This window comes from Saccharothrix algeriensis (assembly GCF_016907655.1).
Lineage (GTDB): Bacteria > Actinomycetota > Actinomycetes > Mycobacteriales > Pseudonocardiaceae > Actinosynnema > Actinosynnema algeriense.
Map to the genome: position 1 here is coordinate 1,011,606 of NZ_JAFBCL010000001.1, position 19,723 is coordinate 1,031,328.

The window sequence follows — 19,723 nt, forward strand, 5'->3', positions numbered from 1 at the left end:
CAGCCTTCTTCACTGATTGTCCACTGCGCCATCCGGGCGTATGGTGAGGGCGCAGCACCGCGGCCGGATGTCCCGGGGGCCGCGCGGCCGTTCGAGCAGCCGGCCTCGTCCGGCGGCCCGCAGGCGGGAGGCGTTCTCGTGGACGACCGGCTCGACAGGGGTGGCCAGGCCAGGGTGGAGACGACCGAGGTGCGGGGCGCGGTCGTCGTGACGGTGACCGGCGACGTCGACATGGCCCCGGCGTGCAGCCCCCGCGAAGAGGTGCTCGACCGGCTCGACCACCGCCCCAGCGCCCTCGTGGTGGACCTGACCGGGGTGACGTTCTTCGGCTCGCCCGGCATCTCGGCGCTGGTGGCGGCCAGCCGGCGGGCCGAGCGCCTCGGCGTCCCGTTCGCCGTCGTGGCCGACCACCGCGCGGTGCTCCGACCGCTCCACGTCACCGGCGTGGCCGAGACCCTCGACGTGTACGCCACGCGGGCCGCCGCGTTCGCCGCGCTGCCGAGCACCTCCTCGCCGTGACGGCCCCTCGCGGCGCCGGCTGGACCGGGGCGCCGGGCTCCGGCCGGGGGCGGCGGCCTGGGCGGCGGCCGAGCCGGCGGCGACGGGCCGCCGCCGGGGTGACGACGGCGGTGTGATCCCCGACCTGACCGGGTACCCGGCGTCCGCCGTGTGCGCGTGCGCGCGTGATCTGCACGGTAGGGCCGCTGCGGCGGCTCGCCCTGACCCGGCGCGGTGTCGTTGAAACACCCAGCGCCCGTGCCGGGTCAGGGTTTCCCGCCGGGGCCCCTCCGTGCGCGGGCAGCGGCAGCGACCACCCGCGCGCGACCGGGCCGCCCCGCGCGGCGACCGGACCGGGCCGCACAATGCGGGGGTGCCCACCGATCGCCCCCTCGACGAGTTCGAGGCGCAGCGCACCCGCCTGTTCGGCCTCGCCTACCGGCTGCTCGGCTCGGCGCACGACGCGGAGGACGTCGTGCAGGACGCCTACCTCCGGTGGCACGGCGCGGACGGGGTGCGCACCCCGTCCGCCTGGCTCACCCGCGTGGTCACCAACCTGTGCCTCAACCGGCTGACCTCCGCGCGGGCCCGGCGGGAGCGCTACGTCGGGCCGTGGCTGCCCGAGCCGGTGCCCACCGCCGACGGCGCGCTGGGCCCGCTGGAGACGGCCGAGCAGCGCGAGTCGGTGTCGTTCGCCTTCCTGGTGCTGCTGGAACGGCTCACCCCGGCCGAGCGGGCGGTGTTCGTGCTGCACCGGGCGTTCGGCTACGGCCACCGCGAGATCGCCGAGCTGACCGGCCTGTCCGAGGCGAACTGCCGCCAGCTGCACCACCGGGCGCGGCAGCACGTGGCGCGGGCCGCCCCCCGCTTCCCCGGCGACCGCGCGGCCGGGGCCCGGCTCGTCGAGCGCTTCCTCGCGGCGGCGCGCGGCGGCGACGTGGCCGGCCTCGCGGAGCTGCTGGCGGCCGACGTCACGTCGTGGGCCGACGGCGGCGGCCGGGTGTCGGTCGCGCGCCGCCCGGTGGTGGGCCGGGACCGGGTGATCCGCTACCTCGTCGGCGGGATCACCCGCTTCGGCGCCGGGCTGGACGCCGCGGTCGTCGAGGTCAACGGCCTGCCCGCGGTGCTGGGGACGGCCGGCGGCGCGGTCGTCGGCGTGCTGGCGCCCGACCTCGCGGACGGGCGGATCACGGCGCTGCGGATCGTCGCCAACCCGGCGAAGCTGGAATTCCTGCGCCGCGGGCTGTCACATCCGGGCGGCCTCGTCGGTTCCTGACGGGTGACACACGACCCGGGAGGAGCTTCTCGTGCGGATTCTGGTGACCGGTGGGACCGGCGTGCTCGGCCGGCCGGTGGTCCGGCGGCTGGTGGACGCGGGGCAGGAGGTGCGCGTGCTGAGCCGCGGCGCGCCCGTCGACGACCGCCACGCGTCGGCGGACCTGGCGACCGGGCGCGGGGTGGCGCGGGCGCTGGCCGGCGTCGACGTGGTGGTCCACTGCGCCACCGCGTTCGGCCGGCGGGCGGAGGTCGCGCTCGCCGGGACCCTGGTGCGGGCGGCGCTGGGCGCGGCCCGGCCGCACCTGGTGTACGTCTCGATCGTCGGCGTCGACCGCGTCCCCCTGGGCTACTACCGGGGCAAGCTGGCGGCCGAGCGGCTGATCGCGGGCTCCGGCCTGCCGCACACGATCCTGCGCGCGACCCAGTTCCACGACCTGGTGCGCGTGCTGCTGGCCAAGGGGTCCCGCCTGCCGGTGCTGCCGGTGCCCGCGCTGCGCTGCCAGCCGGTCGACGTCGTCGACGTGGCGGGCCGCCTGGCCGAGCTGGCGGTCGGCTCCCCCGCCGGCCGCGCGCCCGACTTCGGCGGCCCCGAGACCCTGGACGCGCGGGAGCTAGCCCGGTCGTTCCTCCGGGTCACCGGCCTGCGCAAGCGGTTGGCGCCGGTCCGGCTGCCCGGCCGGGTGTTCCGCGCCTACCGCGCGGGCGGGCACCTCGCGGCCGACCACGCGGGCCGGATCACGTTCGAGGACCACCTGGCCGCCCACCCGGACCCGCTCGGCGGGTACCGGGCGTGAGGGCGCCCGGGCCGGGCGCACGAGGGGCGCGCCCGGCCCGGGCCCGCTCCCCGGAGGGGCCCCGGCGGGCCCGCGTCAGGACGAGGGCCACGGGTTGGGGGTGCACGACTTGCCGTCGGGCGGGATCACCGCGCCCTGGTCGACCCCGGAGGTGATGGCGGCCAGCTCGTCGTTGTCGGTGCTCAGCGTCTGCTGCATCATCAGGGGGGCCGGGGCGCCGTCCACCGGGCACGGCTCGTGGCCGTGCCCGAGGAAGTGGCCGACCTCGTGGTTGACCATGTAGAGCCGGTAGGCCCGCAACTCGCCGCCGTACGCGTGCGAGCCGCGGAACCAGCGGGCCGAGCTGAGGTAGACCTCCGCGCCGATCCGGCAGGACGTGTCGAAGGGCAGGTCGAACCCGCACAGCCGCCGTGCCGTGTCCTGCGAGGCCAACCGGATGCGCAGGGCCGGCTCGGCGGCGGCGTCGACGCGGTGGAACCGGTGGCCCGCCCGCGCCCAGCCGCGCGGGTGGGCCAGCGCGTAGTCGACCACGGCGGCGAAGTTGTCGTCGCCGCGCGGGAGCGACACGCCGTCCTCGACCTCGACCGAGTACGGGGTGCCGCCCGTGCCGGTCGTGCCCGGCACGACCCGCCACGTGCCCGCGCCGCGCAGCGGGAACGGCGGGCCCGGCGGCAGGTCGGCCGTGCGGGCGGAGACCAGCGGCGGCGCGGGCGGGGGCGCGGGCGACCGGTCGGTGGACCGGGCGGCCTCCGGCACCGCCACCACCTCGGGCGCCGGCCACCGGACGGTGGCCGTCGGGGCCGCCGCCCCGAACTCCAGCGCCAGCACGGTGGTCACCGCCAGGCACAGGCCGGTCAGGTAGGCGACGAAGGGCACCGCCCTCATGCGGGCTCCAAACCGGCCGAGCCGTAGTCGCACGCCGCGTTCCACAGCAGGAACGACGGGGCCCCCGCGTCCCGGGTGGCCGTGACCTGGGCCTGGATCTCGCCGGGACCGTAGTGGTGGCCCAGCGAGAACGCCTGGAGCCACGGGATGACGACCGTGCCGGTGCCGCGGGTCAGGTCCAGGAAGTTCGCGACCGACGCGCGCACGATGTCGTACGGCTGGGCGTTGGGGTTGGCCACGCCGTACTCGTCCGGGCCCCAGTGCGAGGGGTAGACCATCGGCGAGACGTAGTCCACGTGCGGCGACATACCGGGGATGTCCTGCGCCACGTCGCCGGGGCTGTGCGCCGCAATGCCGAACACCGACGCGCCCAGGTACGCACCCAGCGGGCGGACGGCGGCGCGGCTGTCCCGCAGGAAGTCCACGATGGACTGCTCGGGCGAGGTCGCCAGGCCGGGGAAGGACATCTGGCCGAGCGGGCCGTCCGGCCGGCGCACGTAGTCGTAGAGGATGTCGTCGAAGCCCAGCTGCGCGGCCTCCTTGGCGATGGCGATGTTGTAGTCGCGCACCTCGGTGTTGGCGAAGTTGGTGAACGCGTACTCGCCGTAGTGCGCCGACCAGGGCGCGCCGGAGGTGTTCTGGGTGACGCGGTCGCGGGCGCCGGACTCCCACGACGCCCTGCCCAGCACCGGGTCGCGGAAGGCCACCAGCCGGCCGACCACGCGCAGCCCCATGCCGTGCAGCTCGTCCAGCGCGGCGCGGGCGTCGTAGTAGGCGCGGGTCGCGCCGATCTCCCTGGCCAGCGGCACCTGGGAGTCGTAGCCGATCTCGCCGCTCTCGTCCTTGATGTCGAGCTGCACCGTGTCGATGCGGCGTTCGCGCGCCATCGCCAGCACCGGGTCGCGCAGCTCCGGCGTGGCCCACGCGGTGGCGCTCATGTGGACCGCGCGCATCCCCGGGTGGGTGACCTTCACGGGGACGTCCTGCTGCGCGGTGTTGCCGGCGGCGTCGACGGCGCGGACCCGCAGCTGCGCGGGCACGGAGTCCAGCGACGCCTCGAACCGGCCGTCGCGCACCGGCACCTCCTGGTCGCCCAGGTGGACCGCGTCCGCGCCGTCGGCGGTGCCGCGCACGGTCAGCGGGCCGCGCGGCGACTTCGCCTCGGCCAGCTCGACGGTCACGGCGGGCGGCGTGGCGTCGATGGTGAAGACCCGCTCGACGGTGGCGTCGGGCAGCCACGGCAGCGGGTTGGGCACCCGCACCGACAGCGTGTGCTCGCCCTCCCCCAGCTCCGTGCCGGCCAGCGTCATCCGGCCGTCGGTCTGCCGGACCTCGACCGGCCGGCCGTCCACCTGCACCGAGACCCGCTGGAGCTCGGCCGGGTCGTCCGCCGTGATCGCCACCTGCTGGACGCCGGACGGGGTGATGGAGGAGCCGTCGGCGAGGTCGGCGACGGCCAGGCTGACGTCGCGGCTGTGCACGACCGTGGTGACGACACCTGCCACCACCAGCAGCACCGCGATCGCGACTACTGGTATCAGGACGCGCTTCGCCCTGAGTGGTGAATCCGACACCGGCGGCTCCCATCTTGGTGCGGCATAGTCAAGCAGCGACTAGCCCACCGGGCGGTCCGGCAAACGGAAGGTCATCCGAAGGTGGGTATGTGGTTTCCCGGGGCCGTCGCGCAGCGGGATCCGCGCCACCATCAGGACGTGAACAGCACAACCACGACCGCCCGCCGGAGCCCGCTCGCCGTCGCCCTCCTCGCGGCCGTCTGCTGCGCGTGCTCCGCGCAGCCCGTGCCCGAGGCGCCCGCCGCCGCACCCGCGAGCGCGGCGCAGCCCGCCGCGCAGGACTCGTCCCCGCCGCCCGACCCGGTCTCGGTGGGGGCCAACGAGCTGGGCGAGGTGCCGGTCCTGATGTACCACCGCCTGACCGCGCAGCCGTCGTCGGTCTACGACCGGACGCCGGAGGCGTACCGGGCGGAGCTGGAGCGGCTGGCGGCCGAGGGCTACGTGCCGGTGACGGCGGCCGAGTACGCCACCGGCCGCCTCGACCTCCCGGCCGGGCGTCACCCGGTCGTGCTGACGTTCGACGACGGCGACCCGACCCAGTTCGCGCTGGGGCCGGACGGCCAACCGGTGGCGGGCACGGCGATCGCGATCCTGCTCGACGTCGCCGCGCGCAACCCCGGCTTCCGCCCGGTCGCGAGCCTGTACGTCAACGCCGCGCCGTTCGGCACGGCCGACGGCGCGGGGGTGCTGCCGTGGCTGCGCGACCACGGCTTCGAGATCGGCAACCACACCCAGCAGCACACCAACCTGTCGGCCGCCGGCGACGAGCAGGTGCAGGAGGCGATCGTGCTGGGGCAGCGCGAGATCCAGCGCGCCGTGCCGGACTACCCGGTGGTCAGCCTCTCGCTGCCGTTCGGCGCGATCCCCGGCAACGGGCCGCTCGCCCTGCGCGGCGCGTTCGACGGCACGTCCTACGAGCACCGGTGCGCGCTGCTGGTCGGCGCGGGCCCGGCGCCGTCGCCGTACTCGGCGGGCTTCGACCCGCAGAACGTGCCGCGCATCCGCTCGCAGGACGCGTCCGGGGACGAGGCCGAGTTCGGCTCCACCGCGTGGCTGGACAAGCTGGCCGCGAACCCGGCGACGCGCTACACCTCCGACGGCGTGGCGGACCGGATCTCCTTCCCGGCCGCGGCGGGCGCGGAGCCGGCGCAGCAGTACGCCGACAAGGTCTTCAAGTACTGAACAGGCCGCCTCGCGCGACGGCGCTCCGACCCCCGTAGGCCGCGCCCCGCGCGACGGCGCTGCAGCTCTCGCAGGCCCCGCCCCGCGCGACGGCGCTTCAACTCTCGCAGGCCGCGCCCCGCGCGGCGGCGCTTCAGCGCAGCCGTGTGCCTCGTGTTCTCCCCGTACGGCCTGGGCGCAGCCCGATCATGTTTTCCGGGGGGCGTCAAGCACGCCCTTCGCTTGACGCCCCCCGGAAAACATGATTGCCTCCGGCAGGCCGTGCGGGGAGAACACGACGCACTTCCCTTCTCCTTGGGGGCCTCCCGGCCGCTTTTCTCACCAAGATCGCGCACCGATCCGGGTGAGATTTGGGGCCGTACCGATCTAAGCTGAAGAACTTTAAAGAGTCCTCGCCGGACAGGCAGGCCGCCAAGGAGAATGAAAAGAAACAGCGGTCGTGTTCCCCCCGCATGACCTGTCAAAGACAACCATGCTTTTCCTGGGGGTGCAAGCGAAAAGCGTGCTTGCACCCCCAGGAAAAGCATGGTAGCCCTCCGGGCAGGCCATACGGGGAGAACACGAGAGCACCGGACTGCACGGGGCGTGCCGAAGGCCAAAAGCCGGAAGCCGCGAACTTCGGGCTTCAGGCTGGAGTTGTCGGGGCTTGGGGCGTGGGGCCGTCGGCTGCCGGTGGGTGGTGTCAGCGGAGGCGTTGGAGGTAGCCGTTGTCGAGCAGCCAGAGCACGTTGAGGCGTTCCGGCGCGCCGGGTACGAGGTCGCCGCGCAATTGGTACTGGAGGCCGCCGCCGAGCTGGTGGAACCAGGGTGCGATCGGGCCCGCGTCCACCCGGAACGGCCTGGTCACCAAGTACACGTGGTAGTTGCAGCCCGCTGCCGGGGTGGAGACCAGGTTCTGCGGCGGGATGGAGCGGGTGGTGTAGGGCAGGCCGGCGGGGGCCAGGAAAGCGCCGTACTCGCTGCCGTAGCGGTCGATGCGCTGTCCGGTGCGCAGGTCCTGCTGCCACTTGACCGGGTCACCCGAGGGGGTCAGCAGGTAGCCGTCCTTCGGCGGGTACCGCCACGTGTTGCCGGCCTGGTCGTAGTAGGTGGCGAGGAACTGCTCCTCGGAGCGGTGGCCGGTGCGGCTGTAGCCGACCAGTTGCAGGCCCACCGGGCCGAGCACGGGCAGCCGCTCGGGGCCCAACCTCCGGTCGCCGCGGTGGTGCTCGGCGGAGCACTCGGTGAGCCCGGTGGGCGCGGCCTGCGCCGGCGTTGCGCCGGTCAGGGCAGTCGCCAAGGCCAGTGACGCCGCGGCCACCGCCGTCGCGGTGTGCCTGGTCAACCGGCGTAACCACTTCATCCGAACACCCTCCCGAGATCGAAGTCCGGGGAGACGCTAGCGCCGCCCGGCGCGCGCCCGGGGCGCGTCGGAGCGGGTTCACCTGATCCGCCGATGGTGATCCACTGTGAGTGGTCCCCGGTCCGCGACCGGCCCGGGTTTTCCGGTCGGCCGCCGGGGTAGCCGAGCACCTGACCCACCGAGAGGAGCGACGATGGCTGACCAACGACCCCGTTCCGAGCAGCAGGAGGAGCTGGACCGCGGCACACCGGTCGGCGACTCGGTCGACGAGTCGGTGAACGACGCCGGAGGGGACGGCACGAGCGGGCCTCAGTTCACTCGCCCGGAGGATGCCGGCACGTCCCGGGACGAGGAGCCGACCGAGATCGCCGAGGCCGCGGGCCTGGACTACACCGCCGGGCCGGAGGAACGCGCGATGCGCGTCGAGGACGGCGGCTGACCCCGGCGCTCACCCGTGGTGGCCCGGCGGGCGGCGGACCAGTTCCGCGAACGGCGTGACCAGGCCGTCGCGGGCGGTCCGGGCGAAGTCGCGGCGGTGGCGGGCGAACTGGAGCAGCGCCAGCGCCCCGTACACCGCCGACAGCACGATGATCACCACCCGGTTGCCCTCGGCGGGCAGCGTCAGGCTCGCCGTGAACTGCACCGCGAACAGCACCACCAGGGTGATCGCGCCGATGCTGGTCAGCGCCAGGTCGGCCAGGATCGCGACCGCGAACAGCGACTGCGCGGCGGTGATCAGCAGTTCGAGGCGCTGGTGGCCGTCCAGCGGCAGGCCGTGCGTGGTGCCGGCGGACAGCGCGAACACGATCGGGATGGTGCCGACCAGCAGCGTCCACTGGTTGACCTTGCTGGACAGCAGGGTGCCCAGCGACTCCGACGCCTTGAGCCGCGCGGCGAACAGGCAGGCGACGATCAGCTCCGGCGACTCGCTGGCCAGCGGCGCGATCCACTGCACGAGCAGGAACTCGTCCACCCCGAGCCGGGCGCCGGTGCCGACCAGGTTCTCCGCGAAGTGCTCGGCGGTGGTCAGGATGACCAGCCCGGCGACCGCGAACAGGCCGATCACCAGGCTCCGGCGGGCGCGGGCCGGTTTGCCGCCCACCCAGGCCGAGACGCCCGCCAGGTCGGGCTCCTCCGCCGGGGCCTTGGACAGCCGCCACGCGTACGCGGCGAAGATCGCGACGAACACCGCGGCGTCGACGAGGGTCAGCGAGGAGCGCAGCGGCAGGGTCAGCGAGTACAGCGTCGCCACGCCGAGGAACACCACGTCGGCCGACATGGCCGGGGCCAGCGCCACGCGCCCCGGCCGGGCGGAGTCGCTGCGCCGGCGCGCCCGCACCGCCGCCACGCTGGCCACCAGCACCACCAGCGGCCAGCCCACCCCGACCAGGATGCGGTTGGCCCCGGTCATGTTGGCCAGCGCGAGCGAGCACGGGTTCACCCCGCCGGGCTGCCCGCAACTGCCCTGCTCGGCGTACTGCTGCCCGGCCTGGAAGGTGAACACCAGGTCCACCGCGTACTCCGGCAGGACCGCGAGCACCGCCAGCAGGGCGATCGCGAGCCCCGCGCCGATGTCCACCTGCGCCGCCTCGGCCGCCCACGACAGCAGGAAGGCCGCGCCGACGATGGCCGCCCCGAACACGGCGGCGGCCACCGGCGGCTCCAGGTGCGGGTGCGGCAGGCCCAGGTAGTCGGCGGCCCCGAGCAGCGCGCCGGGCGCCACCACGGCCACCGCCCACCACAGCCGGGCGACCACCCCCGACCGGGGCGGCACGGCGGCGGACGTCGACGAGCCCGGTTTGTCGCGCATGGTCCGTGGTGTTCCCCTGCGACGGCCCGATGATGCGGCGCGCCGCCCACTCACCCGGTGGAACCACCGGCGCCGACTCGCCCCTCACGCGGGCCCCCGATCGTGCAGGGTGGTGCCATGACCTCACCCGACCAGCCCGCGGAGGTGCCCGCGCGGCCCCCGGGATCGTCCGACCTGCCCCCGGTGGCCGCTCCACCGGCGCGGCGGCGCGCTCGCGGCTGGTGGCTGCTGGGCGTGTTCCTCGTCGCCGAGGTGGTGATGGTGCTGGCGGCCGTGCTGGTGCTGGTGCCGTTCGCCGCGGCCGACCCGGACCTGCTGGAGGGCAGGCTGCCGCCGTGGCCGCTGCTGGCCCTGCTGGTGGTGCCGACCGCGGTGGCGGCGCTGGCCGCCGCGGGCGGGACGGCGCTGCTGGGCGGTGGTCCGCGAGCGGGCCGGGTGCGGCGGGAGCTGGCGCTCCGCTGGGACCTGCGGGACGCGGGCAGGGGGCTGGTGTTCGGGGCCGGCGGCCTGCTGCTGACCATCCCCGCCGCCGCGCTGTGGGCGGCGTGGGTCGGGGGCGACGCGAACTCGGCGGTGGGTGACGCGTTCGCCGGGCGGCAGTTGGGGCCGGTGGCCGCGGGCGTCGCGTTCCTGGCCGTGTGGCTGCTCGCGCCGCTGGGAGAGGAGGTGCTGTTCCGCGGTGTGCTGTGGCGGGCGCTGGAGCACTGGGGCTGGAACCGGTGGGTGGTGTTCGCCGTGACCACCGTGGTGTTCTCGGTGGCGCACCTGGAGCTGGTGCGCACGCCGCTGCTGCTGGTGCTGTCGGTGCCGATCGGGTTGGCCCGGGTGTTCACCGGCAACCTGCTGGCGTCGATCGTCGCGCACCAGGTCAACAACTTCCTGCCCGCCGTGGCGGTCCTGCTCACCACGACCGGCGTGCTGGGGTGAGCGCCGCGTCATATCGATTGCGGCGGGGGCGGTCCTTCACCGACCATTGCGCGCACTGACCGGTCGGCGCGATCAAGGGGAGAACGGCATGGCGGAGCACACCTACCGGGTCATGGTGCGCGGCCGGTTCGCCGACCTGGACGACGCCGGGCGCGCGCGGCTGCTGGCGGCGGTCGACCGGCACGGCGTGCTGGTCAACGGCTTCTCCGAGGAGGGCGCGCTGTCCTACGACCGGGGCCTGGACTTCTTCAGCTTCCGCGTGCAGCTGCGCGCCGAGGTCGAGGCGACCGACCGGGCGGTGTGCGATCGGGCGCTCGCCCTGGCCGCCGAGGCGGTCGAGCGGTACGGGGTGGACTTCCGCGACCTGCGCGCCTCGGCCACCGACATGGACCTGATCAAGGTCCGGCGGCCCAGGGGCGCGGCCAGGAGCTGACGCGGCGGGGTGCGGGCGCGGGCCGCGGGGACCTGCGGGGCCGGAGGCGTGCGCGGCCCTGCGAGGCGCGGGCCTGCGGAACGCGACCCTGCGGGACGCGGGCCTACAGGACGCGGGCCTACGGGACGCGGGCCTCGGTCCAGGCGCGGTCGAGGATTTCGGCGACCGTCTCGTCCGGCGTCTGCTCCGAGGTGTCCAGCCAGAGCCCCAGGCGCGGCGTGCCGTGGCGCAGCACGTCGTCCAGCGCGGCGGCGGTCCACTCGTCGTAGGCGTGCTTCGCGCGGGCGGCCTCCCGCTCGGCGATCGCCCGCAGCCCCGGCGCGAGCACCACCACCAGCAGCGGCCTGGACCGGATCAGCCCGACCACCTCGGCGAGGTGCGGGCCGAGGACCACGTCCTGGGCCACGACGGTGAAGCCCGCCTCGCGGTAGGCGTCGGCCGTGGCGGCCGTGAGCCGGTGGCGCAGCCGCAGCTGCCGCACCGCCTCCTCGGACGGGTCGGGGGTCATGTCCTCCCGACCGCCGACCACCATGCGCCGGAACACGTCGCCGCGCAGGTGCACCGAACGGGGCAGCCGTTCGGCCAGCAGCTGGGCCACCGTCGACTTCCCGGCCGCCTGGACGCCCGTGACGAGGACGACGGCCGGGTCCCGCTCGGCGGGCCCCGACCTCACCGGGCGGCCGACGGCGGTTCCTGGAACAGCATCACCGGGATGTCGCGGGCCTCCCGCCGCGCACCGCCGTCCGCGCGGTCGAAGGAGGCGGCGGTCAGCGCGATCTCCGGCGCCTCGGGCACTTCGACGGGCTGCGGCTCGGGCGCTTCGAGCGTGGCCTTGGCGGGAGCGGTCGGCGTGAGGTGCTGCTGGGCCTGGTTGACCCACAGCAGCCACATGACCTCGTCGCGGTGGCCGCGGAACTCGGCCTTCAGCCCCGCCAGGGCGCCCCGCACGCGCGCGGCGAGCACCTGGTCCTCCCCCACGACCTCCCAGACGGCCCGGGCCCGCGCGTCGTGGGCCTTCACGGTCAGCCGCACCTGCTCCGCCAACTCCCCGGTCGACAGGGTCGACCAGACCGCCGCGGTCTTTCGAGCTTGATTCACGCCGCCATTTTCGCCGATGTCCGGTCGAATTCCGGGCAGGACGCGAAGTAATCCATATCTCGTTTCACAATGCGGACGGCCGGTGGGCGACGGGACCACCGGCGGCCGGTGGTCCGGTCGACCGGCCGGGGCCAGGGACGGGAGGGCGACCGCCGCGGTGGGGAACGGCCGGCCGCCCGCGCCGCCCCCTCGGCACCCGCCCGCGCGGACCACCGCCGGGAGCGGTCAGAGGTCCAGCTCGGGGTCCTCGGCCACCGACCGCAGCGGGGTCAGCGTCGGGTGGCCCTCGGCCAGCAGCGCGGCGTCGCTGCCCGGCGGCAGCTCGCCCTCCACGAAGACCGCGTTGAGGCTGATCGAGCCGTCGTCGGTCTCCTGGATCAGGCTGCGCACCGCGCCGAACTCGGCCAGGCCCGCCCGGCGCGGCGCGCCGACCTCGGCGGCGTTGGGCACGTTGAGGTTGAGCGTCGTGCCCGGCGGCAGCGCGGCGAGCCGGTCGAACAGGCTCGCCGCCACCGCGACGGCGGTGTCCCAGTGGTGCTCGACGACCCCGTCCAGCCCCACGTCGAGGGAGACCGCCATCGCGCGCGCGCCGTTGATGGACGCGGTCAGCGCGGCGCCCACGGTGCCGGAGTGCAGCACGGCGCGGCCGACGTTCGCGCCCCGGTTCACGCCCGAGAGCACGATGTCGGGCGCGTCGCCGAACGCGCCCTGGGACGCCACCAGGGCGATCAGCCCCGGGTGCGCGGAGACCGCGTAGCCCGCCACGCCCGGCAGCCCCGGCAGCTCCCGGCGCTCGACCCGCACCCGCCGCTCGTCGCCGGCGGCCGTCAGGCCCGCGCTGGTGCCGCTGGACTCCCCGGCGGGCGCGGCGACCACCGTCGCCCACCCGTGGTCCACCGCACCGCGGGCCAGGGCCGCCAGCCCCGGCGAGTCGATGCCGTCGTCGTTGGTGATGAGCACCCTCACCTGTCGTCCTCCCACCGCTCCAGTCGCACGCGGCCGACCAGCTCGCGCACCACGTCACCGCTGCCCGAGCCCAGCCCGTGCCGCATGACGTTCACCGCGCCGGCCGCCGCGCCCAGCTTCAAAGAGTCCAGAGTGGACAAACCCTGGGCCAGCCCGGCGGCCAGGCCCGCGGTCATCGAGTCACCACCGCCCTTCGTGTCCACAGTGGACAGCTTAGGCGACGCGACGAGGTAGAACCCGCCGTCGACCAGCGCCAGCGTGTCGTCGGCGGCGCGCGACACCACGACCGCGCCGACACCCGACGACGTCAACCGCTCGCAGGCGGTCGCCAGGTCGGGCAGCGAGTCGGACTTCGCCAGCCCGTCGGACACCAGTTCCTCGTGGCTGACCTTCACCACCGCCGGCCCGCCCTCGACCGCCGCGGCGAGCCGCTCGCCGGACAGGTCGACCACGACCCGGCACCCGTTGCCGCCCAGGTCGCGGGCCAACCGCTCGTAGACCGAGTGCGGCACCGGCTCGTCGTCCGCGGCGGGCCCGCTGAGCACCGCCACCCCCGCCGACAACGCCTCCACGAGCGTCATCTCGTACAGGTCGTCCAACTCGTGCCGGGACAGCGGGTCCGCCGGCATCACCACCACCGGATCCCGCACGCCGTCCCGCCGGTCGTGCACGTACCCGCCGTTGCGCGCGGTCACGTCCCGCGCCTTCAACTCCACGTCGACCAGGTGCTTCAACACCCGTCCGGTCTCCCCGCCCAACGCCGCGCAGAGCACCACCTCGACACCCAGGGACTCGATCATCCGCGACTGCCACACCCCTTGCCCACCCGCGTGGATGTGGATGTCGGGCGCGCCGTCCAGCTCCTCCACCGTCACCGTCAACTGCGGGGACGGTGCGAACACCGCCACTCGACCTGTCGTCATGGACACCAGTTACCCGTTTTGCCCGATTACCAACGCCCCGTTCCGCAGCCCCCCGAAGGCGCCCCGACCCGCCCGTCCCGGACGGGCCGCGGTCCGGCTAGTTTGGCGCTCCGTGGACAGCATCCAGGAACGCCTGTACCCCTCGTTGCCCTGCTTCGGCTGCGGCCACGCGAACCCCAACGGCCTGCGGCTGCGCAGCTACCCCGGCGACGACGGCGTGGTCACCGCTTCGTTCAAGCCCTGGCCGGAGCACGACAACGGGTTGGGGTTCCTCAACGGCGGCATCATCTGCACGGTGCTGGACTGCCACAGCGCCGCCGCCGTCATGCTGGAGGCCGACCGGCAGGGCTGGAAGCCGCTGGGCGACGCGGCGCTGTCGTACGTCACGGCCGGCCTGGACGTGCACTACCTCCGCCCTTCACCGCTGCACGAGGCGGTCGAGCTGCGCGCGTCGGTGCGGGAAGCCTCCGAACCGCAGATGACCGTCGACGTGCAACTGATCTGGGACGGCAAGGTCCGCGCCGAGGCAAGCGCCCTGTGGAAGCGCTGGCGCCCCCGCATTTAGAACACACCACGCTTCCACCTCGACCAACGGCTTTTGCTTCTGGCTTTCGGCACGCCCCGTGCAGTCCGGTGTCTTCGTGTTCTCCCCGTATGGCCTGCCCGGAGGGCTACCATGCTTTCTTGGGGGGTGCAAGCACGCTTTTCGCTTGCACCCCCCAAGAAAGCATGGTCGTCTTTGACAGGTCATGCGGGGAGAACACGACCGCTCTTTCTTTTCATTCTCCTTGGCGGCCTGCCTGTCCGGCGAGGACTCTTTTAGTTTTTGATCTTAGATCGGTACAGCACCTAATATTTCCAGGCTCGGTGCGCGATCTTGGTAAGAAAAGCGGCCGAGAGGCCCCCAAGGAGAAGGGAAGTGCGTCGTGTTCTCCCCGTACGGCCTGCCGGAGGCAATCATGCCGAGCTGGGGGTGTCAAGCGGTGAAGCGTGCTTGACACCCCCAGCTCGGCATGATTGGGCTGCGCCCAGGCCGTACGGGGAGAACACGAGGCACACGGCTGCGCTGAAGCGCCGCCGCGCCGAGCGCGACCGAGGCGAAAGCTGAAGCGCCGCCGCGCGGAGCGCGGCCCACGCGCAAAGCCATGGGGAGCGCGGCTCGGTTAAGACTCGGCTCGGTCCGCCTCGACGCTGCTCAGCCCAAATGGCCGGCCAGCGCCTCGGCGATCGCGGCAGCGCTCACCCAACCGTCCGATTCCCGGGCCACCTGCTCGACGGTCACCACCGCAGGTCCGGCAAGCGCGATTCCCGGACCGGCCGGGTAGATGCGCACGACAGTCGAACCGGGGCGCAGCGGGATCACCACCGGAGCGCCCGCCACCGACCCCGCGACCGCCATCACCTGGTGGTCGTCCTCAGCGGGATCGACGCGGACCTGGTCGACTTCCGCCCGGATCCCCCGCGCGGCCAGGAGCGCGACCACCGCGTCCGCCAGGCCGTCGCTGATCGCGATCAGCCGGGCACGGCGGAGGATGTCGGTGTACCGCTCGCCCGGCGCGTGCTCCACGCCCCGGTCGTCCCGGACGGGCGGGACGGTCGTGTCGAGGTCGGCGAAGCGGCTGCGCGCTTCCTGTTCGAGGCGCGCGGGATCGGCGGTCTTCGCCACGGTCGGGGTGCTCCTTGCCTGGTCGTGCTTGCGGTGCGGACAGACCATACGTCGCCGGGCCGCAAAATTGCGGTTCGATCTACACCCGAACGGCCGATCACGCGCGTCCTGTTGCGTACGGTCATGGCATGACCACAGCAACGCGTCGCCGCCCCCTCCGGACGGCGGTCCGGCCATGACCGTCGCCCGTTCACTGGTGCTGTTCGCCCTCGCGGCGCTCGCCGAGATCGGCGGCGCGTGGCTGATCTGGCAGGGCGTGCGCGAGCACCGGGGTCTGCTGTGGATCGCCGCCGGCGTCGTCTCGCTCGGCGCGTACGGGTTCGTCGCGACCCTCCAGCCCGACGCCGACTTCGGCCGCATCCTCGCCGCCTACGGCGGGGTGTTCGTCGCCGGCTCCCTGGCCTGGGGCGTGGTGGTCGACGAGTTCCACCCCGACCGGTGGGACTACCTCGGCGCGGCGATCTGCCTGCTGGGCGTGGCCGTGATCATGTACGCGCCCCGCGGCTGACGCCCTCCCGCAGCCGTCCGTCGCGCACCTCGACCACGCGGTCGACCTCCGCCAGGTGCGCGTGGTCGTGGGTGACCAGGACCGTCGCGGTGGGCGTCCGGCGGGTCAGGTCGGTCAGCAGGGCGACGACCGCCGCGCCGCGCTCGTGGTCCAGGGCGCTGGTGGGCTCGTCCACCAGCAGCACGGCCGGCTCGTTCACCAGCGCTCGGGCGATGGCGACGCGCTGGCGCTGGCCGCCGGAGAGCTGGTGCGGCCGGCGGTCGGCCAGGTCGGCCAGGTCCACGGCGGCCAGCAGGTCGCGGGCGCGGTGGTGGGCGCGGTGGCGGGTGGCGCGTGGTGGCCGGCCGCCGAGGTGCGCCATCACCAGCAGCTGCTCGACCGCCGTCAGCGACGGCAGCAGGTTGGGCTGCTGGAAGACGATGCCGACGGTGTCGCGGCGCAGGCGGGCCAGGTCGGACCGGCTCAGGCCGGCGGTCGGCGTGCCGTCGACGACCACCGCGCCGGAGTCGGGCTCGACCAGCGTCGCGGCGACCGCCAGCAGGCTGGACTTGCCCGATCCGGACGGCCCGATGACGGCGGTCACGCAGCCCTTCGGGACGTCCAGGCCGACACCGTCCAGCGCGGTCAGCCGGCCGCCGCCGTCGGGGTAGGTCAGCGTGACGTCGGTCAGGCTCAGGCTCATCGGACGCTCCCCAGCGCGGTCAGCGGGTCGACGGAGGTGATCCGGCGGACGGACAGGGCGGCCCCGAGCGCGCCGAGCGCGACCATCACGGCGGCGGGGAGCAGGACGGTGCCCGGTGACAGCGCGAACGGCACGGCGGAGCCGCCGACGAGCGCGCCGACCCCCGCGGCGAGCGCCGTGCCGACGAGGGTGCCGCCGATCAGCAGGACGAGGGCCTGGCCCAGCGCGTCGCGCAGGACGGCGGACGTGGGCGCGCCCAGGGCTTTCAGCACCGCGATGTCACCGCTGCGCTGGATCGTCCACACGGTGAAGAACGCGCCGACCACCAGGGCCGAGATGGCGAACAGGAAGCCGCGCATCAGTTGCAGCGAGCCGTTCTCCGCCGCGTACGAGCCGATCGCGGGCAGCGAGTCGCCGACGGTGGTGGTCCGGGTGCCGAACCGGGCGTCCAGCGCCGCGGTGTCCACCCCGGGAGCGGTGTCCAGCGCGATGACCGTGGCGCCGGGCCCGCCGGTCCGCTGCCAGTCGGCCAACGTGGTCCACACGACCGGCAGGTGGCTGTGGGCCGCGTCGCCGGACACCGCCGCCACGGTGGCCGCCCGGCCGCCCACGGTCACGGTGTCACCGGGCCGCGCGCCCAACTCGTCGGCGGCGGTGCGGGACAGCACCACGCGGCCGTCGGCGGGCGGGGCGGGCGCGAGCCCGGACCCCGGCGGCACGCCGAACGCCGCGACCGGGAGGCCGAGGTCGCCCGCGCCGGCCCGCGTGGTCGCGATGCCCAGCGGGTGGGCGGCGGTCACGCCGGGCGCGGCGGCCCACTGCCGCCACTGCTCCTCGGTGACCTCGGAGTCGGCGTAGGACGGCGACCTGCCCGCGGCCGGGGCGGCGAACGCGATCCGGTCGGCCGGCAGCCCGGTGATCGCGGAGGTGTTCTGCCGCGCCAGGCCGGCGGTCAGGCCGGACAGCAGTCCCACCAGCAGCGTGACGAGCACGATCACCGAGCCCACCAGGGCGAACCGCCCCTTGGCGAACCGCAGGTCGCGCCAGGCGACGAACATCGGGAGTCCCTTCGGTCGGGGCGTGGTCGGTACCTCCCCAGCGTCGCCGCCGGACCCCGGCGCGGGCATCGCGCCGAGGATCGCCCCGTGCGCGCCGGAGGTGGGCGCCGGACTTCAACCCTTCGATCGATGCGCCCGGCGGCAGCGCCCCTAGGCTGGGACGATCGTGAACGTGACAGCGCCGACCCGTGTCGCGCCCGTGCTGGTCCGGTGCGTGCACCTGCTGGTCGCGGGCCTGCTGGCGTTGGTGGCGGTGCGCGCCGCGCTCGGCGGCGACGCCCCGGCGCTGGTCCTGTGCGGGGTGCTGGCCGCGGTGTACGCGGTCGGGCCGGCGGCGCGGGTCGGTTCGTCGGGCGTGGCCACCGCGCTGTGGCTGCTCGCGCTGGGCGGCGCGTGGCTGGGGCTGCTGGCCGTGTCCGCCGACGGGATCTGGTTGGCGTTCCCGCTGTTCTTCCTGCAACTGCACCTGCTGCCCCGGCGGGCCGGCCTGATCGCCGTGGTCGCCACCACCGCCGCCGCCGTCGCGGGGTTCGCCCGCCAGCAGGGCGCGTCGTCCCCGGCGGTGGTCATCGGGCCGGCGCTCGGCGCGGCGGTGGCCGTCGCCGTGGTGCGGGGCTACCAGTCGCTGTACCGGCAGAGCGAGGAGCGCCGCCGGCTGATCGAGCAGCTCACCGCCACCCGCGCCGACCTGGCCGCCGCCCAGCACACGGCCGGCGCCCTGGCCGAGCGGGAGCGGCTGGCCCGCGAGATCCACGACACCCTGGCCCAGGGGCTGTCCAGCATCACGCTGCTGCTGCGCGCCGCCGAGCGCGCCCTGCCGCCCGGGGCCGACACCGCCGCCCGCCACGTCGGGCAGGCCCGGCAGGCGGCGGCGGACAACCTCGCCGAGGCCCGCCGCTTCGTCGCCGCGCTCGCGCCGCCCGCGCTGGACGGCACGACGCTGCACGCGGCGCTGGAGCGGCTGTGCGCCACCACCGCGGCCCGGCACCCGGTCGCGGCGGCGTTCCACCTGACCGGCGACCCGGTGCCGCTGCCCGCCGCGCACGAGGCGGCGCTGCTGCGCGTCGCGCAGTCCGCGCTCACCAACACCGTGCGCCACGCCGACGCCCGCACCGTCGACGTCACCCTGAGCTACCTCGGCGACGCGGTGGCGCTCGACGTCGTCGACGACGGCAGGGGCTTCGACCCGGCCCGACCGACCCCGGCCGCCCTCGCGGCGGGTCCTCCGGCCGAGGCCGCCACCGGTCCCGCCACCGACCCTGTCACCGATCCCGCCACCGACTCCGGGGGCGGCCCCGCGGCCGGTTTCGCGGCCGGCGGTTTCGGGCTGGCCGCCATGCGGGCCCGGATGCACGCGCTCGGCGGCGCGCTGACCGTCGAGTCCGCGCCCGGCGCGGGCACCGCCGTCGCCGCCCAGCTCCCGCACCCCGGCGGGCGGCCGTGACCACCCGGCTGCTGATCGCCGACGACCACCCCGTGGTCCGCGCCGGGCTGCGGGCCGTGCTGGAGACCGAGCCGGACCTCGTCGTCGTCGCCGAGGCCGCCACCGCCGAGCAGGCCGTGGCCCTCGCCGCCGAGCTGCAGGTCGACGTCGTGCTGATGGACCTGCGCTTCGGCCGCGGCATGACCGGCGCCCAGGCCACCGCCGCCATCACCGCCCGGCCCGACCCGCCGCGCGTGCTGGTGGTGACCACCTACGACACCGACGCGGACACCCTGCCCGCGCTGGCCGCCGGCGCGACCGGCTACCTGCTCAAGGACGCGCCGCCGGAGGACCTCGCCGCCGCCGTCCGCACCGCCGCGGCGGGCCGCGCCGCCCTCGCCCCGTCCGTCGCGGACCGGCTGGTCAGCCGGATGCGCACCCCAGCGACCTCGCTGACCGGCCGGGAGACCGAGGTGCTCGCGCTGGTGGCCCGGGGGCTGTCCAACCAGGCCGTCAGCGCCCGGCTGCACCTGAGCCAGGCCACGGTCAAGTCCCACCTGGTGCACATCTACGCCAAGCTCGGCGTCGACTCCCGCACCGCCGCCGTCGCCGCCGCGACCGAACGGGGCTTCATCCGCCCGCACGGCCTGTAGTCCACTGTGGATATTAAAGAACC

The 19,723-nt window shown here is 75.0% G+C and carries 22 protein-coding genes; 11 read left to right on the plus strand and 11 right to left on the minus strand.

The genetic code is table 11. The features are described 5' to 3' along the window. Window positions 1–138 precede the first annotated feature (138 nt). The 3 genes from JOE68_RS31705 to JOE68_RS04170 all read left to right on the plus strand — a co-directional run bounded on the left by JOE68_RS31705 (window position 139) and on the right by JOE68_RS04170 (window position 2,570). Window positions 139–519 carry an STAS domain-containing protein gene (locus tag JOE68_RS31705; protein ID WP_204841021.1) on the plus strand — a complete coding sequence of 127 codons (381 nt, stop codon included), beginning with the start codon at window positions 139–141 and terminating at the stop codon, window positions 517–519. A gap of 352 nt (window positions 520–871) precedes the next feature. Further along, window positions 872–1,774 (plus strand): RNA polymerase sigma-70 factor, encoded by a 903-nt coding sequence (locus JOE68_RS04165; protein WP_204841022.1) that lies wholly within the window; start codon window positions 872–874, stop codon window positions 1,772–1,774. Between the two features lie 31 nt (window positions 1,775–1,805). Next, window positions 1,806–2,570 (plus strand): SDR family oxidoreductase, encoded by a 765-nt coding sequence (locus tag JOE68_RS04170; RefSeq protein ID WP_204841023.1) that lies wholly within the window; start codon window positions 1,806–1,808, stop codon window positions 2,568–2,570. 75 nt (window positions 2,571–2,645) lie between these two features. Here JOE68_RS04170 and JOE68_RS04175 read toward each other — a convergent pair whose 3' ends face one another. Continuing rightward, window positions 2,646–3,455, minus strand: coding sequence for a DUF3152 domain-containing protein (locus JOE68_RS04175; protein WP_204841024.1), 810 nt, complete (start codon window positions 3,453–3,455; stop codon window positions 2,646–2,648). Continuing rightward, the gene (locus JOE68_RS04180) at window positions 3,452–5,029 is read right to left on the minus strand and encodes a putative glycoside hydrolase (protein ID WP_204841025.1); all 1,578 of its coding nucleotides are present in this window, start codon (window positions 5,027–5,029) and stop codon (window positions 3,452–3,454) included. The genes JOE68_RS04175 and JOE68_RS04180 overlap by 4 nt, the downstream gene beginning before the upstream one ends. A 138-nt stretch (window positions 5,030–5,167) precedes the next feature. Between JOE68_RS04180 and JOE68_RS04185 the strand changes: the two genes are divergently transcribed. Beyond that, window positions 5,168–6,211: a polysaccharide deacetylase family protein gene (locus tag JOE68_RS04185; protein ID WP_307819512.1), complete on the plus strand. Its 1,044-nt coding sequence runs from the start codon at window positions 5,168–5,170 to the stop codon at window positions 6,209–6,211. A 682-nt stretch (window positions 6,212–6,893) separates the two neighbouring features. On the opposite strand, the gene JOE68_RS04190 is transcribed toward JOE68_RS04185, so the two are convergent. Continuing rightward, window positions 6,894–7,553, minus strand: a complete 660-nt coding sequence (locus JOE68_RS04190; protein ID WP_204841027.1) for a TNT domain-containing protein — start codon at window positions 7,551–7,553, stop codon at window positions 6,894–6,896. A 193-nt stretch (window positions 7,554–7,746) separates the two neighbouring features. Between JOE68_RS04190 and JOE68_RS04195 the strand changes: the two genes are divergently transcribed. Continuing rightward, window positions 7,747–7,992 carry a hypothetical protein gene (locus tag JOE68_RS04195; protein ID WP_204841028.1) on the plus strand — a complete coding sequence of 82 codons (246 nt, stop codon included), beginning with the start codon at window positions 7,747–7,749 and terminating at the stop codon, window positions 7,990–7,992. Between the two features lie 9 nt (window positions 7,993–8,001). On the opposite strand, the gene JOE68_RS04200 is transcribed toward JOE68_RS04195, so the two are convergent. Continuing rightward, a complete protein-coding gene (locus tag JOE68_RS04200) occupies window positions 8,002–9,363 on the minus strand; it encodes a sodium/calcium exchanger protein (protein ID WP_204841029.1) in 1,362 nt (453 codons plus the stop codon). A gap of 117 nt (window positions 9,364–9,480) precedes the next feature. Between JOE68_RS04200 and JOE68_RS04205 the strand changes: the two genes are divergently transcribed. Both JOE68_RS04205 and JOE68_RS04210 read left to right on the plus strand, forming a co-directional pair. Continuing rightward, entirely contained in the window at window positions 9,481–10,290 is an 810-nt protein-coding gene (locus JOE68_RS04205) for a CPBP family intramembrane glutamic endopeptidase (RefSeq protein WP_239562127.1), read from the plus strand. 88 nt (window positions 10,291–10,378) lie between these two features. Next, complete coding sequence (locus JOE68_RS04210) at window positions 10,379–10,723, plus strand: DUF6204 family protein (protein ID WP_204841030.1); 345 nt, start codon at window positions 10,379–10,381, stop codon at window positions 10,721–10,723. 118 nt (window positions 10,724–10,841) lie between these two features. Here JOE68_RS04210 and JOE68_RS04215 read toward each other — a convergent pair whose 3' ends face one another. The 4 genes from JOE68_RS04215 to JOE68_RS04230 form a co-directional block, all read right to left on the minus strand. Then, on the minus strand, window positions 10,842–11,396 hold the full coding sequence (locus tag JOE68_RS04215) for an AAA family ATPase (RefSeq protein WP_204841031.1): 555 nt from the start codon (window positions 11,394–11,396) through the stop codon (window positions 10,842–10,844). After that, window positions 11,393–11,821: a hypothetical protein gene (locus JOE68_RS04220; RefSeq protein ID WP_204841032.1), complete on the minus strand. Its 429-nt coding sequence runs from the start codon at window positions 11,819–11,821 to the stop codon at window positions 11,393–11,395. The genes JOE68_RS04215 and JOE68_RS04220 overlap by 4 nt, the downstream gene beginning before the upstream one ends. Window positions 11,822–12,046: 225 nt before the next feature. Beyond that, window positions 12,047–12,787, minus strand: a complete 741-nt coding sequence (gene surE / locus JOE68_RS04225; protein WP_204841033.1) for a 5'/3'-nucleotidase SurE — start codon at window positions 12,785–12,787, stop codon at window positions 12,047–12,049. Next, the gene (locus JOE68_RS04230; RefSeq protein ID WP_239562128.1) at window positions 12,784–13,710 is read right to left on the minus strand and encodes a 1-phosphofructokinase family hexose kinase; all 927 of its coding nucleotides are present in this window, start codon (window positions 13,708–13,710) and stop codon (window positions 12,784–12,786) included. The genes surE and JOE68_RS04230 overlap by 4 nt, the downstream gene beginning before the upstream one ends. A gap of 112 nt (window positions 13,711–13,822) precedes the next feature. Here JOE68_RS04230 and JOE68_RS04235 point away from each other — a divergent pair, with 112 nt between their 5' ends. Continuing rightward, window positions 13,823–14,275 (plus strand): PaaI family thioesterase, encoded by a 453-nt coding sequence (locus tag JOE68_RS04235; RefSeq protein ID WP_307819513.1) that lies wholly within the window; start codon window positions 13,823–13,825, stop codon window positions 14,273–14,275. A gap of 630 nt (window positions 14,276–14,905) precedes the next feature. On the opposite strand, the gene JOE68_RS04240 is transcribed toward JOE68_RS04235, so the two are convergent. Next, a complete protein-coding gene (locus JOE68_RS04240; RefSeq protein ID WP_204841035.1) occupies window positions 14,906–15,553 on the minus strand; it encodes a hypothetical protein in 648 nt (215 codons plus the stop codon). On the opposite strand from JOE68_RS04240, the gene JOE68_RS04245 reads away from it, so the two are divergent. Continuing rightward, window positions 15,552–15,884, plus strand: coding sequence for a YnfA family protein (locus JOE68_RS04245; RefSeq protein ID WP_204841036.1), 333 nt, complete (start codon window positions 15,552–15,554; stop codon window positions 15,882–15,884). The two genes, JOE68_RS04240 and JOE68_RS04245, sit on opposite strands and share 2 nt — an antisense overlap. Here JOE68_RS04245 and JOE68_RS04250 read toward each other — a convergent pair. Both JOE68_RS04250 and JOE68_RS04255 read right to left on the minus strand, forming a co-directional pair. After that, complete coding sequence (locus JOE68_RS04250) at window positions 15,862–16,566, minus strand: ABC transporter ATP-binding protein (protein WP_204841037.1); 705 nt, start codon at window positions 16,564–16,566, stop codon at window positions 15,862–15,864. The genes JOE68_RS04245 and JOE68_RS04250 overlap by 23 nt on opposite strands. Beyond that, the gene (locus tag JOE68_RS04255) at window positions 16,563–17,624 is read right to left on the minus strand and encodes an ABC transporter permease (RefSeq protein WP_204841038.1); all 1,062 of its coding nucleotides are present in this window, start codon (window positions 17,622–17,624) and stop codon (window positions 16,563–16,565) included. The genes JOE68_RS04250 and JOE68_RS04255 overlap by 4 nt, the downstream gene beginning before the upstream one ends. Before the next feature lie 166 nt (window positions 17,625–17,790). On the opposite strand from JOE68_RS04255, the gene JOE68_RS04260 reads away from it, so the two are divergent. Together JOE68_RS04260 and JOE68_RS04265 are read left to right on the plus strand one after the other, a co-directional pair. Next, window positions 17,791–19,068 carry a sensor histidine kinase gene (locus JOE68_RS04260; RefSeq protein WP_372443269.1) on the plus strand — a complete coding sequence of 426 codons (1,278 nt, stop codon included), beginning with the start codon at window positions 17,791–17,793 and terminating at the stop codon, window positions 19,066–19,068. Further along, on the plus strand, window positions 19,065–19,700 hold the full coding sequence (locus JOE68_RS04265; protein ID WP_204841039.1) for a response regulator: 636 nt from the start codon (window positions 19,065–19,067) through the stop codon (window positions 19,698–19,700). The genes JOE68_RS04260 and JOE68_RS04265 overlap by 4 nt, the downstream gene beginning before the upstream one ends. Window positions 19,701–19,723: the final 23 nt, after the last annotated feature.